Annotated in this window: 13 protein-coding genes; 4 read left to right on the forward strand and 9 right to left on the reverse strand. The window is 34.1% G+C overall.

Annotated features, from left to right (window positions below; genetic code table 11):
• Positions 1 to 25: 25 nt before the first annotated feature.
• The 3 genes from ACFSQJ_RS11945 to ACFSQJ_RS11955 all read right to left on the reverse strand — a co-directional run bounded on the left by ACFSQJ_RS11945 (position 26) and on the right by ACFSQJ_RS11955 (position 4,132).
• Positions 26 to 1,642 (reverse strand): glutamate synthase-related protein, encoded by a 1,617-nt coding sequence (locus tag ACFSQJ_RS11945; RefSeq protein ID WP_377767195.1) that lies wholly within the window; start codon positions 1,640 to 1,642, stop codon positions 26 to 28.
• A 123-nt stretch (positions 1,643 to 1,765) separates the two neighbouring features.
• Complete coding sequence (locus ACFSQJ_RS11950; RefSeq protein ID WP_377767196.1) at positions 1,766 to 2,893, reverse strand: glycerate kinase; 1,128 nt, start codon at positions 2,891 to 2,893, stop codon at positions 1,766 to 1,768.
• A gap of 72 nt (positions 2,894 to 2,965) precedes the next feature.
• Positions 2,966 to 4,132: a glycosyltransferase gene (locus tag ACFSQJ_RS11955; protein WP_377767198.1), complete on the reverse strand. Its 1,167-nt coding sequence runs from the start codon at positions 4,130 to 4,132 to the stop codon at positions 2,966 to 2,968.
• 198 nt (positions 4,133 to 4,330) lie between these two features.
• Between ACFSQJ_RS11955 and ACFSQJ_RS11960 the strand changes: the two genes are divergently transcribed.
• The 3 genes from ACFSQJ_RS11960 to ACFSQJ_RS11970 all read left to right on the forward strand — a co-directional run bounded on the left by ACFSQJ_RS11960 (position 4,331) and on the right by ACFSQJ_RS11970 (position 10,148).
• Entirely contained in the window at positions 4,331 to 7,417 is a 3,087-nt protein-coding gene (locus ACFSQJ_RS11960; RefSeq protein ID WP_377767199.1) for a hypothetical protein, read from the forward strand.
• A gap of 62 nt (positions 7,418 to 7,479) precedes the next feature.
• Positions 7,480 to 8,634 (forward strand): hypothetical protein, encoded by a 1,155-nt coding sequence (locus ACFSQJ_RS11965; protein ID WP_377767201.1) that lies wholly within the window; start codon positions 7,480 to 7,482, stop codon positions 8,632 to 8,634.
• A gap of 2 nt (positions 8,635 to 8,636) precedes the next feature.
• Positions 8,637 to 10,148 (forward strand): cellulase family glycosylhydrolase, encoded by a 1,512-nt coding sequence (locus ACFSQJ_RS11970; RefSeq protein WP_377767202.1) that lies wholly within the window; start codon positions 8,637 to 8,639, stop codon positions 10,146 to 10,148.
• Positions 10,149 to 10,199: 51 nt separating this feature from the next.
• On the opposite strand, the gene ACFSQJ_RS11975 is transcribed toward ACFSQJ_RS11970, so the two are convergent.
• From ACFSQJ_RS11975 to ACFSQJ_RS11995, 5 genes are all read right to left on the reverse strand, one after another.
• Complete coding sequence (locus ACFSQJ_RS11975) at positions 10,200 to 11,429, reverse strand: glycosyltransferase (RefSeq protein WP_377767203.1); 1,230 nt, start codon at positions 11,427 to 11,429, stop codon at positions 10,200 to 10,202.
• 253 nt (positions 11,430 to 11,682) lie between these two features.
• On the reverse strand, positions 11,683 to 12,915 hold the full coding sequence (locus ACFSQJ_RS11980) for an oligosaccharide flippase family protein (RefSeq protein WP_377767204.1): 1,233 nt from the start codon (positions 12,913 to 12,915) through the stop codon (positions 11,683 to 11,685).
• Positions 12,902 to 13,204: an STAS domain-containing protein gene (locus ACFSQJ_RS11985; RefSeq protein WP_377767205.1), complete on the reverse strand. Its 303-nt coding sequence runs from the start codon at positions 13,202 to 13,204 to the stop codon at positions 12,902 to 12,904. Before ACFSQJ_RS11985 ends, ACFSQJ_RS11980 begins: the two co-directional genes overlap by 14 nt.
• A gap of 144 nt (positions 13,205 to 13,348) precedes the next feature.
• The gene (locus ACFSQJ_RS11990; RefSeq protein WP_377767206.1) at positions 13,349 to 14,578 is read right to left on the reverse strand and encodes a glycosyltransferase; all 1,230 of its coding nucleotides are present in this window, start codon (positions 14,576 to 14,578) and stop codon (positions 13,349 to 13,351) included.
• Between the two features lie 49 nt (positions 14,579 to 14,627).
• Complete coding sequence (locus tag ACFSQJ_RS11995) at positions 14,628 to 15,764, reverse strand: response regulator (RefSeq protein ID WP_377767207.1); 1,137 nt, start codon at positions 15,762 to 15,764, stop codon at positions 14,628 to 14,630.
• A 358-nt stretch (positions 15,765 to 16,122) separates the two neighbouring features.
• Here ACFSQJ_RS11995 and ACFSQJ_RS12000 point away from each other — a divergent pair, with 358 nt between their 5' ends.
• The gene (locus ACFSQJ_RS12000; RefSeq protein WP_377767208.1) at positions 16,123 to 18,183 is read left to right on the forward strand and encodes a tetratricopeptide repeat protein; all 2,061 of its coding nucleotides are present in this window, start codon (positions 16,123 to 16,125) and stop codon (positions 18,181 to 18,183) included.
• A 44-nt stretch (positions 18,184 to 18,227) separates the two neighbouring features.
• Here ACFSQJ_RS12000 and ACFSQJ_RS12005 read toward each other — a convergent pair whose 3' ends face one another.
• A complete protein-coding gene (locus ACFSQJ_RS12005; protein WP_377767209.1) occupies positions 18,228 to 18,938 on the reverse strand; it encodes a LytR/AlgR family response regulator transcription factor in 711 nt (236 codons plus the stop codon).
• Between the last annotated feature and the right edge of the window lies 1 nt (position 18,939).

An 18,939-nucleotide genomic window follows, 5' to 3' on the forward strand; every position in this document is an offset into this window, starting at 1 on the left:
AAAAAAAATTAGAACAAATGCTATTTTAAATTTTAACCCCTGCATAATTAATACCTGTTAAATGGTGCATATCCCTATCAAAAGTTGATAAATCATTAGGGTTAAATTTTGAAACATCATCATAACCGCAAGAACGTGCTACTACCTTTATTAAATCGTTTGTAGCACTAAAAAAATTATATAATTGTTTTGCAGAAGAATCAATAATCAGCCTGTTACGCAAAGATTCTTTTTGGGTGGCAATGCCTACTGGGCAATTATTAGAACCACAAGCTCGCATCCCTAAACAGCCTATGGCCTGTAAAGCAGAATTAGAAACCGCAATAGCATCAGCACCCATCATCAAGGCCTTAGCGAAATCTTCTGCTATTCTTAAACCACCTGTAATTATTAAAGTTACATCTTTAGCACCAACCTTGTCCAAATATTTTCTTGCTCTCGCTAGAGCAGGTATTGTGGGCACATTAATATTATCTCTAAGAATAGTAGGTGCAGAACCTGTGCCTCCACCTCTACCGTCTAAAATGATATAATCAACGCCAACGTCTAATGCAAATTGAATATCTTTTTCGATATGACTGGCGGCTATTTTAAAACCAATAGGAATACCAGCTGTAAGCTTCCTTACCTTTTTAGCAAAGTTTTTAAAATCTTCTACTCCGTGAAAATGTGCAAAAGTAGCAGGACTAATTGCGGTCTCTCCTTCATTTAATCCGCGAACTTCCGCAATCTCCTTACTCACTTTACTACCAGGCAAATGACCTCCAGTACCTGTTTTTGCCCCCTGCCCTCCTTTAAAGTGGAAAGCTTGTACATTATCCAATTTATCCCAGCTGAAGCCGAATTGCGCTGATGCTAATTCATAAAAATATTTTGAATTATTTTTTTGTTCTTCGGGCAGCATTCCTCCTTCCCCAGAACATATTCCAGTTCCAGCCATTTCGGCCCCTTTTGACAAAGCGATTTTAGCTTCGCGTGATAAGGCGCCAAAACTCATATCACTAACAAAAATTGGAATATCTAACGCTAAAGGTTTCTTTGCTTTTGGGCCAATGGTAACTTTAGTCACAACCTCTTCATCATCTAATAATGGTCTAGAAGCTAATTGTGCTGGAAGAAATTGAATATCGCTCCATTTGGGGAGCGTATTTCTATCAACTCCCATAGAAGCAGAAAAACCATGATGTCCAAGGTTTTTTAATCCATTTACTGCCAATTCTTTAATATACCCTGTATATGGTTCGGTCTCTTCTGGGTGGGTATCTGCATAAGTACCTAAATAGGCATCTCTATCAAAAGGCTGCGGATGATTAGTTTCAAAAGCAGTAATCTCATTTTCATCTACTTGAAGCGAATCTCCTTCAATATATTCTTGAAATTTATGAAGTTGCTCATCATTATTATATTCACTTATTCCAGTATCATAGCGATAATCCCAACCATGAACACCACAAATTAAATTATGACCATCAATATGACCATCAGCTAATAAAGCTCCTCTATGATGACACCTTCCATAAAGAACCGAAATACCGGTCTCATGTTTTATAATAACTAAATCTGTGTTTTTAACTAGTGCGTACTTAGGTACCTTTTGTTGAAGTTCTGAAATCTTTGTGATTTCAATACGTTTTTGTGCCATAGAATAGGTTGTTATCTCAATTAGATTGAAAGTAAGAGAATATCTTTACCACAGTAATTTAAGGTAAATAAATGAAAAGAAATGCCCAGGAGTTGGCGAATGTAATTTCAGTTGAAATATAAATTACTTTATTAAGGTTTTGCAAAACCTATTGGTAGCTATTACTAAGTTTTTATAACTATTCTTCATAGCAACTTCTAAACTTTCTGTTTCATTAGAAACTGCGGCAATATAGCTTAAACCTGTCATTTCATGATCTTTTGGACTAAATTCTACAGAACCGCATAGCGCTGCAACAGGAATACCTTTTCTTTTTGCAGAAGTTAATACCCCAGCGATTGTTTTTCCAGAAAGGGTTTGTAAATCTAACTTACCTTCACCTGTTATAATCCAATCTGCATCTTTAATAGCATTATCAAAATCAGCAATTTCTTTAATCAACTCAATTCCTGATTTTAGTTCTGCATTTAAAAAAGCTATAGCTCCGCCTCCCAAACCTCCGGCAGCACCAGAACCTTTTATATTTTGAACATCTATTTCTAAATCAGACTTTATAACTCTTGCCAAATTTTTGAGTCCTGCATCTAATAACTGAACTTCTGTTGAATTAACTCCTTTCTGCGGGCCATATACATGAGCAGCTCCATTAGGCCCATAAAAAGGATTGGAAACATCACAGGCAACATTCACTCTTACACCATCTAACCTTTTATGAACTGAAGCTTTTCTAATAGTAGCTACTATATCCAAGTTGCTTCCTATTGGTTTTAATATATTACCATCACTATCTAAAAAATCGTACCCTAAAGCCGATGCCATTCCTATACCTCCATCATTAGTTGCACTCCCACCAATACCTAAAATAATTTCTTTGACTCCATTATTCAAGGCATCAACAATAAGTTCTCCAGTACCAATTGTAGTAGTATGCATACAATTCATTTCGCTCCTTTGGAGCAACTTGTACCCAGAAGCTTCAGACATTTCAATAAAGGCAGTCTTTTTATCACTTGAAAGTAAATAAGAAGATCGTATTTGTCTAAACAGCGGGTCTGAGACTTTTAAGGTAATTAAGTCTGCATTCAAATATTCTTTAACTACTTCAATAGTACCATCGCCCCCATCTGCTAAAGGCAATTTCATAATATCTGCTTTTGGAAAAACCTCTTTAACACCTTCGGCAACAGCGTTACAAAATTCTAGCCCAGTTAACGAGCCTTTGTATTTATCAGGAGCTAGTACAAATTTCATTTTTATACTTAAATAAGTGTATCAAAAATAGTAATAGACTTATTACCTGAACTGGATTTATTTATTTATCTATTATCTATAGCTAAGGGCAATTTGAGCTAGTTGACCAACAATCTTTACAGAATCCTTCATTGTTAATTTTGAGCCGTCAGCATGAATCCATCTCTTTAGAGGTTGTTCACAAATTATTTTTTTGGCTTGAGCTTTTCCATAAAATTTTCTCATCCGCATAAATATCTCAACATCAAATAACCATTTGGTAATAAATGGCTTTTGAAACATTGTATTCGCAATATCTCTATCCATTATTTTGGCTCCACATTGTGTGTCTTTAAAAGGCATTCCTAATATGGTTTGGATAATAAAATTTACGGTCATGCTAATTATTTTACGAGCAGATTCTTTTGTAATATCAGCTCCCATACGCGAAATTCTAGAACCACTTACAATCTTAAAATCAGAATTTTCAATAGTACTGACCAAATCGTCAAAATCTCTAAAATCAGTAGATAAATCTGCATCCAAAAATCCAATATAATTAAACTGTGGGTCTTTGGTTAAATGTAAAATACCTTGTCTCACGGCCTCTGCCTTACCTCCATTTTTCTTACAGTCATAAATACTGATGTTAGACTCATTCCCTTTTCTTAGTTCTTTAAGTACTTCTAATGTATTATCTGTACTCCCATCGTTTGCAAAACATAAATGATATCCTAGATTTTTATGCGCAAAAGCCTTAAATTCATCACTTAATAAACGTGTCTCTTCATTATAGCAAGGAATAACTACCCCAATACAATTTTTTTGTATCATTCTAGTATCCGGTGTAGCATTATCGGCAAAATTCTTTACTATCGGAGCACCGATCTTTCTTTTTACACGTGCCGTAATTTCATCTAGACTTACTGGTTTTTTCAAGTAATCGTCTACACCCAAATTGAAATTCTCCATGATAACAGATTCGCTATTGTTACCTGATAGAACTAAAATTGGAGTATTCTTGTTCCTAAAAACTCTTATATATTTTACTACCTCCGTCCCAGTGCATTGAACCATTTTGTTTCCAGACATTTCGGGCATATTCATATCTAAAAGCACCAAATCTGGCAAAAAGGAATTATAAGCTCTTATTCCTTCTTCCACAGAACTGGCGGTCTTTACTGCATACCCAACTTCGGTAAGTCTCTTTTCAATAGACAAAAGAACTAATTGTTGGTCATCAATTGCTAAAATTTTCATTGGTTAAGAATTTAATATTTGGTTATTTCTAAATATTTCAAATCAAAAGTAGCTTCAGTGAGCCTCCAAATAGGATTCAAAATGATAGATTGCTTTTTTCTGTAGATGAATGGTCAAATGAAATCGATGACTGATTATTAGATACATACACAATATCTATACTTTTGTAATGTTATATTTTCTTACAATATGTTACCAATGCAAAAAACTAATGTTCTATTGGTTTTAGCTCTATTTATAGGGTTAGCCTTTCATGGTTCAAGTATTTTCTTCACCTTGGAGAGTACCTATGATGCATTGATTCATTTATTTTTTGCAGATCACTATGCGCAAAGTTGGTTTGAGCCCTGGGACTATAGATGGTATACCGGGTTCACAGTTCAAGGGTATCCTCCTTTGGCCCATCAATCCATTGCAATATTATCATTCATTGGCGGTCTTAAATTTGGTCTCTACACTGTTACCTTGATCGCTATAGTTCTATTCATAACAGGAGCATATCGCTTTGGCCTTTTAATTACCGGAAATCGTAAAATTGCAGGTTATACATCTATTCTAGCGGTCTTCTCATCAACATTTATAGAAACCCTACATTTATTTGGGCAACTACCCAGTATTGTAGGTCTGTCTGTTTTATTACATGCTCTACCAGAAATCTATTCTTGGATAAAAACTGGTCGTATTCGCTATTTAGCTACGAGTCTTTCATTAATAGCCGTCACCGTAACCTCTCATCATGTCACCCCAATTTTTGGTATGGTATTTTTCATATTTCCATTAATCGGGATGGTAATTATGGATGCTTCAAGAGATAAAGTAGAAAGTAATAAGGATATCTCCTTTAAAGTATTCTGGAGTCAATTTAAAAAATTGTTTTGGCGTATTATGCTTTTTGGAATAACATCGCTAACCTTAATCGTTTTCTGTATACTACCATATTGGATTAATTCAAAAAAAAATCCTATTACTCAAGTTCCAATACCACATGGTTCTAGAGATAACTTTCTAGAGGTTACTTCTTCTGGTTTGGTGTTTTTTCTAATTCCCTGGGGTATACTTTTATTTCTATTACCTTATATTTTCTATCGTTTCTATAGTAAACGTTACCTGTTTTTTGGTCTTTCTTTTACCATACTTGCTATTTTAGGTACTGGAGGAACCACCCCTATACCATTAAAATTATTAGGAGAAACCGCATTTAATATCTTGACTTTAGATCGTTTCACCTTATGGGCTACCATTATGGCATTACCCATTTTTGGCGAATTCGTTTATAGAATGGTGCAAGGCGATTTAAAAGCTACACTTCAGAAAAACTTGGGTGCGGTTTACCACCGCATTTTGGGAGGTTGTCTAGCATCAGGTATTTTATTGATGGTGATTTTTACCATGAGTCTCAACTATTTTAGACCTGCACAGCCTAAAAAAATTAAAGTATTACCTATTGTCAATTTTCTAAGTCAAGATTCTCATGACCAATGGCGCTATTTACCGCTTGGTTTTGGTGACCAGATGGCTTGGCTTTCTGCCCAAACAAATGCTATGACCGTTGATGGAAATTACCATTCTGCTAGAAGACTTCCTGAATTAACTACAAGGGCTATTGAACGTTTAGAGAATTCGAAATTTAGAGGAGTAGAAGGTATAGGTTCTCTGCAACAATTTTTAACAGTTCCCGAAAAGTATAATTTAAAATATGTCTTCTCTAACGACAAATTTTATGATCCTATATTGTTCTTTTCGGGCTGGCAACGTCTACAACAATTAGAGAATGGCATTATGGTGTGGGAAAAACTAAATGTACCACCCTTACCTAAAATTATTCCAAAAGACGATGTCTCTAAAGGTTTGAAAATAATGTGGGGTATTATTCCTTTACTTACTGTAATACTTGCATTCATTTTTAACATACAATACGTATGGTATAGAGTACTTAAAAATAGAAGATTACCTGAAGGACCTTTCTTGAAATATGCGATTAACTATACTATTTTCTCAAAGAGCCTCATACGAATTAATCATTTATGGGCATTAATTATGCTCTGTCTTTTTGGTTTTGGAATATATAAATCCTATTTAACCAGTGCCACACAATTTGCACCTACAAATGTAGTGATGTCTTATTACGATGCCTTGGATTTTAAAGAATTCAAAAGGGCATATTCTTACTTAAATCCTGACGCAGGCGTCAAACTTTCTCAATACATGTTAGAGGTTTCGGTAACCGATGGTATTTTAAGTTCTTACGCCAAGCTAAATGCCATTGATGTTCAGATTATAGAGCAAAACGACTCTTTAGCAAAGACTAAAGTTTCAACTTATTGGATAACACCTTTAGAAAAAATAAACAAAGTGTTTTATCATACAATTGTTAAAAAAGGAAGACGCTGGTACCTAGAACCTTCTAAACCAAAAAATGACCTTCCCCCTGATCAGCTTTTATCTTCAAATACAACTTCATTTTTTAACCAAGGTAGAAGACGTATTACTACACAACAAACGCATCATGAAGATGTTTTGAAACAACCAGTGCTTGAAGTACTACAGGCCAAACTTGTAAAACACCAAGGAAGTTATAGTATTATTGGCGAAGTTCAAAATGTTGATGACATTCCCGCAGATGTGGTAATTAAGGGAACCCTATATAATGACATGAATCATGAACTTGCAAATTATAGTGCAAAGTACCACATGAAACATAAGCTTATGCCTAAAGAAACCACAACATTCAAAATAGATTTTGAAGGTATCGCATGGTTATCTACAAAAGACACCATTCCACCTACTTTTGACCCAGATCAGTTTACCCCTGTTAGCTTAGCCGAACAACCGACCAAATTTAATTTGCAATGTGCAGGAAACACCGCCATAACCGATTTATACAAGCAAATCGCTGTCCAAGAACTGGAATTTACTCCAAATAAGATTTCAGGCACCCTCTTTAATGCTGGTATACAAGAAGTAACGATTCCGCAATTGCTATTTTCTTATTATGATAACCGCAAAGAATTAATTTGGGTAGACAATCATTTTTTAGAAGAAGGTGTTCGAATTCAACGTAAACAATTTTTCGAGTATGAGCCAGTTGATTTATCAGATATTGAAGTCATATTCAGTAGTTTAGAATACTGTTTTGTTAATGGTTTGCCAAATGCCTCTATTTCTGAAAAGGTATTTCCAAAAAGAGATTGGTCCCATAGCAAAGAACAATTACAAGCTTTTAAGGGAAAAACATACGAATTTATAAGAGTTCAAACCAATAGTTATATAGGTAATCCGAATTAATTTTGAAAAAGGTACTTTATATTTTAGTGATAATTTTCTTTTGTACATGTCAAAAGCAAGAGGTGGCGAATGCATTTTCCACTCCATCTTTCGAATTAATTAAAACTAAAGATATTTATGTGGCCGCTTCTCCTATTTCATTAAAATTTAAGGGCACGCAAATTGCATTCTTAAGTATAACAAATTCGCTTGGGAGCACTTTAATTAAACCAAAAATAAAAGAAGGCTTTTTAAATTTTGAATTCCCCAAGACCTTCACCACCAAATCTGGACTTTGCACCTGGAATCTAATCTACAATCAAAAAATATATAAGAAAGGAACACTTACAATAATACCCAATTTTCGAGATGGGGTTAAAATTGCGTCTTTTCTAGGTCCAAGAAGCATCTCAGCTGGTGGCACTGATTTCTCTATGTTCGTAGTTTCTCCTACTGATATTTATGATAATCCTGTATTAGACTCTACCATAATTAGCAACACCTATCAATTTGGCTCTTCTATTGAAGAAAGTGCGGTTAAAGTAAAAAATGGAATTAGTTGGCAAAATATATTTAGTCCGACCAAAACAGGTAGAATATTGATTACAGCATCCTATTTAGAACATAAAAGTAAGGAAATGACAACTATTGTCTACCCCGCACTGCCAGAAGAGTTTAAAATTTATTATACACGAAACCACCCCTATGCAGATGGCAACCAAGTTATTTCTTTTTCGACAGATATTATTCGAGACGAATTTCAGAACATTATAAGTGATGGCACTCTAGTAACCTTTTCAATAATTAATTCTAAAGGCATGAGGTTAGAAACTATGGGAACTACAATTAACGGTAAAGCTACAGGACAGTTATTACACCCCGACAAAGCTGAAAAGTGGATGGTGACGGCATACATTTTAGGAGCAGCCAAAAGCGAATCTATTAATTTGGAATTTAAACCTGCGGTTAAAGATTTTAATATCACCTTTAGCGAAGATGGAAGAAAAATAGCATTGGAGAATATTCAAAGCTTTATGGGCCAATATATACCCGATGGTTTAATTATAACTCTTCGTCTTTTAGATAAAAACGGTATAGTAATTACTACTAAAAAAACAAGTACACGTCTTGGGGAAGCCAAATTTGAGCTTCCGCTAGATTTCCATCCTAATGGCACATATGACCTATCCATTGAAACAGCAGGAATTTTTAAAAAGCAAAAACTAATCTTGAAATGAAAATGAACAGAAATCTTTATAGGACATTTCTTATTATATCATTTCTAGCGCTTATTGCTCTTCTTATCATTGGTATTAGTTCTATATGGTCTTATTTAAAAACCGGAGCTGAAAGAGGTGACATGCTTCACTTACCAAAGGAGATATCAGCCGAATACCTTCCAAAAGTGATTTGGGGGCCTTTAAAAAATGAGGGTAGGCCAATGGAAAAACAAACTTTAAATGAAATTGAACGTGATTACTTAAAAGCCTGGTTGGCAAAAAACAGTGCGCTGGCCAACAATAATCCATTACTACTAGCAGATTATTATACCGACAGTATTAAAGTAAAATTCTCCCAGCTATTAGATTTAAACAAAAAAAAAGACATTTATATAAAAACAACTACACTTTCGCATAATCCTCATTTAGAATTTTATAGCGCAGATGGAAAAATAGCAATTATTACAGATAAAAATGTATCACGTTACGAAGAGACCTTCAGCAACAATAATTTAATTTATAGACAGAAATCTACAGCTACCTATAAGGTTATTTTACTTTTAGAAGATGGGTTTTGGCGTATTCGGCATATCAGTCAGGTACCATCCTCTAACACAGATAAAAGTTCTAATATTCTTAAAACCGATGAATTATTGGGTATAATAGGAATCAATTACTATCCTGCAGAGCATGCATGGAATATGTTTGGAAATACCTTTGATGAGAAAACACTGCAAACCGATTTTAACCTCATCCAAAATATGGGGTTGAACACCATTCGTATATTCGTGCCTTATGACACTTTTGGCAAGGCCGAGGTAAGCACTGAAAAACTACAGCAATTAAGACACACTTTAGATATTGCTTTAGAGCATCAGCTAAAAGTTACCGTAACATTATTTGATTTTTATGGGGATTATAGTATAGCTAATTGGACACTAACTCATAGACATGCCGAACAAATTGTTTCTACCTTAAAAGGTCACGAGGCTCTGCAAGCTTGGGATATTAAAAATGAACCTGATTTAGATTTTGAGTCTAGAGGAAAACAAAAGGTGATTTCTTGGCTCTCCCAGATGATTTCAGAAATAAAGACTTGGGATTCTGAAACTCCAATAACAATTGGTTGGTCTTCACCAGAAAGCGCAAAAAACCTTTCAAGTCAAGTAGATTTTGTTTCCTTTCATTATTACCAAAATCCTCTAGATTTTTTAGATAGCTATACACAACTTAAAAAAGCCGTAGCCGAAAAAACAATTGTGTTACAGGAGTATGGGTTTTCCTCTTATGATGGTCTTTGGAATGCTTTTCTTGGGTCTGAAGAAAATCAAGCAGCCTATTATAAAGAAATGCAAGCCATATTGAACACCCATGAGATTCCCTATTTATTTTGGACGCTTCATGATTTTGAAACGGTCCCAAATTCTGTAGCAGGAAGATTACCTTGGCGAAAAACCAAACAAAAACATTTTGGAATTTTAGATGCCCAAGGCAAAGAAAAGAAAGCATACTCAAAAATAGTTAGTAAATGAAAAGGAGCGGCTAACCAGACCACTCCCTTTCCCTCTTAACCTAAACAAATTTCATTCTATGCTTTCTATTTTAATATCTATAATATTTATTTCGAATCCTTCTTCTTTTGACTTCTGAATTGCCTTAAAATAATCTACATATATTTGGGTAATGTCAGCCATAGGCAACGAACATGCAGCTTTATAATTTGATTTACCTAATGCTATTCTATGTGCATCATCCCTTAAAATTTTAACAATGGCATTTGCCAATGACTCTACCGATTTAGGATTAAAGAATTCTCCTCTATAACCTTCTTCACGAACTAGTACGCTCAAATCACCTAAATCTGGTAGAGCAACCGCTTTACCATAGCTGCCCGCCTGATGTAATACCCCTGAACTACCAGTTGTGGAAGTATAAGGAAAAACTACAACAGCACTTTGATTAAAAATAATCGGCACATCTTCTTCTGCTACATATCCTGTAAAACGTAACTGTTCTACATGTGCATATTTCTCTTGTATTTCATTTAAGTATCCTGGTGTATTAGGACTATCAGTACCTGCAATTACAATCTCTATATTTTCATTAGTGCGCTGGCGTATTAATTCAACAGCTTCAATTAAAATTTCTACTCGTTTGTAGGTTCCAAATTTACCAAAAGCCATTACTTGCTTTGGGCCATCACCTAATTTATAGTCTGGTGGGGGTGGGGTTTCAAAAGCACCATGTGGTATAAGAGCAATGTTTCTTGCTCCGTATTTATTTTCTAGAACTTTAACATACTTACTAATAGTCACTGCCAAAACATCAGAAGCTAAAACAAATTTTGTTAACGTAACACCAATAGAGTTATAGGTTTTTTGAAGCCACTTTTTATTAGTAATTCCTGCATTTTCTAAATCTACTTGTTCTAGAATATTATGTAAAAGAGAGATTGTTGGAATCCCTTTTAATTTACATAGTAACGGCAGCATTAATCCTAAAGCTGCGGGTATTTTCTTATCTCCAAATTTTAAGAATTGAAGGTTGAACAAAATACCATCTGGCTTTGTGTCTGTAATGACTTTATTAATTTTATATAGGTTGGTATAGTCATTAAAATTCCAACATTGTTTTACTATAATTTTACAACCTACTTCCTCAAAAGAAAGATTTTTCTCTTCTATAGTAACATCTGTAATTAAAATAATCTCCGTTATTTCTTTTTGTAGTCTAAAGTGCTTAACTAGGTGATAGCCATACTCTGTTAGTGTTACTTTACTTGGGGGGTACGCGGTTACAATTGCCAGTCTCATCTAGATTAAAATTTAAATTGGTTATAAGCTAAACTTGCTACACAAATATCCAGCAAACAAACCTACTTTTATAGATTTTCGCGGCGGCAAGTATATTTCTGTAGACGATTGGAATTTTTGCTTAGATGAGCTAAATTTTATATTATTTATACAGGACTTATATAGAATAAATTCAATATCCATTTATGACACCAAAACAAGCACCTAAGAATAGAAAATCTTCTGTTTACTTGTAAAAATGGTGTTTTCTACTTTACATATGTTTGTTTAGAAAATAGATTAATTGCGCCACCAACAAAGTAAGCATCGCCATAATCTGCACATAAACTACCATATCTAAGCTAGTATGAAAAAATACAATCATACCTATCTGGGAGAGTCCAAAAATACCTGATAACAATACTGGCACATATTTATCCAGAGATAAAAAGTAATAGGCAAAAATATTGGATATGGCGAAAAGCGAAGTAGCTAGTGCATATTTCCAAAGTAAGGGTGCCATGCTCATATATGCCTTTCCAAACATTATGTTAATTATAAAATGCGGAAAAAGAGAACATAGCAATACTATTGAGAGCGATAAAATACCAATATATCCAACATATCTGAATAAAATAGGAGCTGTTGCTTCTCCATCCTTTTGTTTTTGAACCACAGCTGGCAGCAATAACATTACGAACATCCAAGCTACAAAATAAACTACTCGTCCAATTAAAGCCAAAGAAGCGTACAATCCTGCATCTACTGCCTCAAAATAGTGTTTGACCAATAGAATATCACTATTGTTAATTATTATCTGGGTAAGTTCATAAAAAGCGGTCAATAATACGAATTTAAAAACCTGTTTTCGTTTTTCCTCAGAAAGGGTTATTGTTGTTATAATCGACTTCCATTTAAAATTAAAGGGCACCAATCCGAAAACAAAAGAAAGAACAATACCAAAAGCTACCAGAAAAGGCGGAGGTAAAGGCACTAACCATAATAAAACCAAAGTAAGTAAAAGTCTGCTCCACATCTCGGTTTGATAGGTGACTGACAGCTTATGAAACGCTTGGTTTCCTTGATATTTTCCTCTGTTAACAGACATTACAAAATACAAGGGAACACCTACCGCGAAAGTTTTGAACATAATATCTGATTCAGTTTGAAAGATGTTCATCAATACTTTTGAGCTGGCAAAAAACAGTACACCTATTATTATTCCAAAACTTAATGCCCAACGATACATTAATTGTTGAAATGCTTCCCAACTTTTGTCTGAAAATAAAACCGCAAACTTGGCCGTAGCTAATTGAAAAGTCATTCCTAAGAACGACAGTACTAGTAACAAAGTAATTAATAAAGCAGCATCGGCGAAAGCTGCTGGACCTAATAATCTCCCCAGCAATAGGTTATATAAATAGTTACCTCCATTAACAAGAAGTACGCTACCCATAAATAACTGCTCTGGGGAAATTTTTTTAGCAATTAGCTTAAATACGGTCATCACTTAAGATATAAGTAGTTTTCGTCTCATCCATTACAGATAAAATATTTTGGTTTTGTAAGCCAATTATAGACAGTATACTATTAGACTGCATTGTTTTTAGATATAATTTTCTTAACGCGTATGCAGCACATTTATCCATATTTGTCACACGTTCCAAGTTTAAGATAATGTGATTGTTGGGACTAATGAATCTGCTCATGTGCCTGTTAAGAATATTCGCATTACTACTATTCAATTCTCCATGTACGGAGAACATTCCTCTTGTTTCTGTGATTTGTAAAGCCATAATTTTGGTTTTTAAAAGGTTAAGTTTATAAGACTTTAAACGCAAATATCTAATAGATAGAAGGTTTAAATTATAGATTTAGGTGGAAGGCAATTTACTATAGACCAATGTGGGTTTTATTTCTATAAGCCACAGTGAATTATCTTAAACCGCCGTCTCTTCTTTCACTTTTTCTAGTTCGAACTTTAGGCCCTCATCCTTTGATAGTTGAATTGCCTTAAAATAATCGATATACATTTTAGTGATTTCAGACATTGGTAAAGAACAAGCCGCTTTATAATTGATTTTACCTAAAGAAATTCTGTAATCATCATTGGTAAGAATTTTTTCAATAGCAATAGCTAAAGACTCTGAATCTAAAGCATCAAAGAACTCTCCTGCATAACCTTCTTCTCTAACAAGAATACCAAGGTCTCCCAAATCTGGTAAAGCAACTGCATTGCCATAACTTCCAGCTTGATGCAAAACGCCTGAACTACCTGTGGTCGAAGTGTAAGGAAAAACAGTGACTGCACTTTCCATAAATATTTTTGCCACATCTATTTCTGCCACATAACCGGTAAATCGTATTTGCGGAATATGACTGTATTTTTCTTTTATTCCATCTAAATACCCAGGGGTATTTGGACTATCCGTTCCCGCGATAACAATTTCAATATTCTCTTTTGTTCGCTGTCTCACAATTTCTACAGCTTCTATTAAAATATCTACTTTCTTATAGGTGCCGAACTTACCAAATGCCATTACTTGTTTTGGTCCTTTTGGCAACTCAAAACTAGGTTCTGGAGGAATCTCAAAAGAACCATGTGGAATTAAGGCAATATTTCTTGCTCTATATTTATGCTCTAGCACCCTAACATATTTACTTATTGTAACGGCTAAAACATCCGACGCTAAGACAAATTTTGTTAAAGTGGTGCCTATAAAATTATAAGCCTTTTGAAGCCACTTATTCTTTGTAATTCCAGCATTCTCTAAATCTACTTGTTCTAAAATATTGTGTAAAAGCGAGATTGTCGGAATTCTCCTTAACTTACAGTAAGCAGGCAGAAGCAACCCCAGTGCAGCAGGAACTTTTTTATCTCCAAACTTTAAGAATTGTAAGTTGAGAAGTATAGCATCTGGGTTTATTTTAGAAATTGTTTTAGCTATCCTAAAAAAACTGGTATAGCTGTTAAAATCCCAGCAATTACTTACAATAATTCGACATCCATCTTCATCAAAATCTAAATCCTTTGGCTCATCCGTAAAATCAGATAATATATGAAGTTCTGTAATTTCTTTGTGAAGTCGAAAATGCTTTACTAAATGGTAACCATATTCTGTAAGGGTTACTTTACTAGGCGGGTACGCCGTTACTATTGCTAATTTCATCTAGGTTAAGTTTTAAATTAGTTTAAATTTTTGCACATCAACTAAAATACTATTTGTAGACAACAGCAATCTTGGCTAGTTGACCTACAATTTTTATAGAATCTTTCATCGACAGTTTAGAACCGTCAGCATGAATCCATCTTTTAAGAGGTTGCTCACAAATATATTTTTGAACTTCTTGTTTGCCATAGTGCTTTCTCATTCTCATAAATATTTCTACATCAAATAGCCATTTTGTAATAAATGGTTTGTCAAATAACATTTTTACGATATCTCTTTCCAAAATCTTTGCTCCACATTGAGTATCGTTAAAAGGCATTTTTAAAATAGATCTAATAATAAGATTAATCGTCATGCTTATAATCTTACGAGCAGATTCTTTTGTGATATTTGCTCCCATTCTGCTCATCCTTGATCCACTAACAATTTTATATTCTGAATCTTCTAAAGTTTGCACTAATTCGTCGAAATCTCTAAAGTCTGTTGATAAATCGGCATCTAAGAATCCTATATAATCTAATTGAGAATCTTGCTCAAGATGCAACATACCCTGTCTTACCGCCTCTGCTTTACCTCCGTTTTTTTTGCAATTATAAACACTTATATTATTTTGATTACCGGCTCTTAGCTCTTCCAGCACTTCTAGAGTATTATCTGTACTTCCATCGTTAACAAAGCATAAATGATAGCCCAAATTCTTATGTGCAAAATCTTTAAATTCTTTGCTGGACAGCCTTTCTTCCTCATTGTAACAAGGGATAACGACACCCACACAGTGTTTTTGAAGCATTCGAGCATCTGCATCTATACTAATATGTTGCAGTTTAGGACTACCGATCAATCTCTTAATTCTCGCGACCATCTCGTTCAAACTCACTGGTTTCTTCATGTAATCATCTACACCTAATTCAAAACCCTTCATTATAATATCCTCATCGGTATTTCCAGACATAACCAATATTGGTGTTTTTTTCTTCTCCATTGCTCTTATACGCTCGACAACATCCAACCCATTCATATCGGGCATATTAATATCGACTAAGACCAAGTCTGGTTCAAAAGATGAAAAAATAGTAAGCCCATCTTTGCCAGTATCAGCCTTCATTACCGTATAACCAAGTTCTTGCAATCTTTTTTCCACTGATAAAAGAATTAGGGTCTGGTCGTCTATTGTTAGGATTTTCATTTTTTCTTGTTTAGATTACGACAAGTTGCAGTCTATTCTAAATGTTATCAAAATAATTTATAAGATTATTCTTACTTTTAAACGTCTTTTTTCTCAGTTATTGTATTAAACAATGGTTCTTCGTCCAAATGCGCTAAAATCTTGAGAAATTCCTTCCCTTGGCTTACTATTTCATATTAATAACCTAACAATTATCCGAAAAAGTTCAAGAGCTATAGACCAAACAAGTTGTTCTGTAGACCAATGATCAAAAGCTTATGGTGTATACCTCTACGTTCGTCCTAACTTTACTATTAATAATGAACCAATAAAAATTAAGTATTCACGTTATTTATCTGTAGTTATTTACCTACATAAAATGAAACAACTAATTATTCTATCCATTTGCTTCTTCTATTCTCTTTCTCTAACGGCACAAAACACCATGAAAGAGGGGTTTAATCTTTTAGAATTAGGAAGTTTTGATAAGGCAGAAGTATTTTTCTTAGACTTTTTAAAAGATAACCCCGGAAATAAGACTGCCCAAATTTGTTATGCCCGTGCAGTAGGTTTAAGCGGTGAACCAAAAAAAGCTACGCAACTTTTTAAAGAACTACTACAAAGTTATCCAAACGACTTTGAAGTACGTATTAATTATAATGAATCCTTTTTATGGGCAAAACAATACCTAACCGCAAAACCATTATATGCAAAAATGGTTGAAGATTATCCGACCAACTTCGCCGCAGTTTTGGGTTACGCAAATACATTAAGTAATCTTAAAGAATACAACTCCGCATTAAAGTGGGTAGAAAAGGCTTTGGAATTAGATTCAAATAATAGAAGCGCCATGACCACGCGTAAATATATACGCCTAGGTTATGCTAACCAGTTTATTAACGAGCAAAGCTACATTAGGGGAGAACAATTGTTACAAGAAGTTTTTACAGATTTCCCTGAAGATAAAGATGCTCTTTTAAATTTAGCCAACCTTTACCTAATTATAAAAGAAGTTGAGAAGGCAAAAAACACCTATAAAAGATTTGCTACAACTTCAAAAGACTCTATCACAGCGCTTAACGGAATTGCATTGGCAGAACACCTTGATGAAAATAATAAAGAAGCACTTATAACGGCTAAAAAAGCTAAAAAAAATGTAATTCGCTTTAAGGATGTAGAATTAATAGAACAAACATATGACAGGTATACACAAGCACTTATATGGAATGCTAAGTACAAAAAAGCTAAATACCTAATTGATAGTTTAGAAAACCACAATCCTAATCGAAATTGGATTTTTTCGTTAAAGGCTACTTTGGGGTTATATACCGGCAGAGCTAAAACAGCCATTAAAAATTATGAAGCCATTTTACAAAAAGACAGTGCATCTTTTGATGGCAATCTTGGAAAAGCAAATGCTTTATTTGCTGCTGATAAAATTGTACCAGCATATCAAGCGGCATTTAGAACACTTGAAGTTTATGAAAATCAAAAAGACGCCCTTAGTTTTGTAGAGAAACTTAATTCAAGTTATACCCCTTATATTGAAGAGCATGCTGGCTTTACATTTGATAATGGAAACAACAAGGCTTTTTTCTCTAATACTAATATAAACCTTTCATTATCTACAAGATTTAAGACTACAATTTCTTATTTATACCGCACAACAGAAAACACGGTAACCGGAAACAAAGCAAATTCTCATGTACTTCTTGCCGGAATGGAATATAAGTTTTTCCCAAAGACAGTCTTGAAAACTGTTCTTGGCTTAAATAATTCTAAGTTTATAGAAGATGCTTACACGCAACCTGTTCTTGACATACAGTTTCTATTGCAGCCTTTCGCCCTACAAAACCTTAGTTTGAGCTACCAGCGTGAAGTTCAAAACTTTAATGCCGACCTCATTGAACGTGAAATTGTACAAAATCATTATGGATTTACATATAATTTGGGAACTACTTTTGACCTTGGTTGGTACACTCAATTAATGTATACGGAACAAAGTGATGCAAATACCCGAAAACTAATGTTTAGTTCATTATACTACAAGCTATTGAAAAAGCCTAATCTAAAAATTGGTATAAACTATCAATACCTGTCTTTTAAAGAGCAGGTGCCCGACATCTATTTTAGTCCAGAAAAGTACCAGGCATTTGAGTTTTTTGCAGATATAAGAGGTAATATTTCAGAGAAAACAACATATATGCTTAGTGCTGCAACAGGATTTCAAAAAGTGGAGCAAGACTCCAAAACCGCCATTTTTAGAAGTGAAGCAGGTGTACAATACCAGCTCTCTAAACGCTTTAGCACTAACATCTATGGTAAGTATAGTAATATAGCCTCAGCGACCGCCGTTGGTTTTGAATTTACCGAAATTGGAATTAAGCTAAAGTGGCTATTGACCAAAAAACCATTATTCTACAAAAAGTTAAGGCAATAAGAATCTTGTATACACTGTAGAAACAAGTTTTGTTATCCTCAGTGTTAGAGTAAGTTCAGTCGCCGCATAAGTTCTGGCCTATTAGAACGGCTAATGGGTATAACACTCTTTTCTATTAATACACTATTGTCTTCTATATCTATAATTTTTGTAAAATTAATAATGTAAGACCGATGTATTTGAAGAAAAGTATTCTCTGGCAGTTTTTCTTTTATTTTTTTAAGGGTGGTGTGAACTCTATAATCTTGTTTTGTAGTTTTAACTTCAATATAATCACCTTTAGCCTCAACTACCAATATATCGTTCAATTTAAGCTTAATTAGCCTCCTATCTATATTAATATACAAGTCTTCACCAACATCTTCTTGATTAGCTTTAGTAGTATTTTTTGAATTAGTCACAAACGAAGTGTTTTCAACTTTTTGAATACATTTTTCAAAACGTACCTGTGTAATAGGTTTTACCAAATAGTCTATAATAGCCTCATACTCATAAGCAGCAATTGCAAATTCTGTATCTGAAGTTGTCATTACGATTTTCGGTGGATTTTTTAAAGTCTGTACAAAATCTACTCCACTAAAACCTGGCATATGAATATCTAAAAAGATAAGGTCTACATCATACTGGTTCAAAAATTTTATTGCTTCAATGGCATTATCAAACTCTCCAATTATGTCTAAGGTTGAAACTTTTGAGCAAAGCTGTTTGACAATAGCTCTTGCCGCTACCTCATCGTCTATGATAATGCATTTCATA

The sequence above is a fragment of the Croceitalea marina genome (genome assembly GCF_042684265.1).
Classification (GTDB): Bacteria; Bacteroidota; Bacteroidia; order Flavobacteriales; family Flavobacteriaceae; genus Croceitalea; species Croceitalea marina.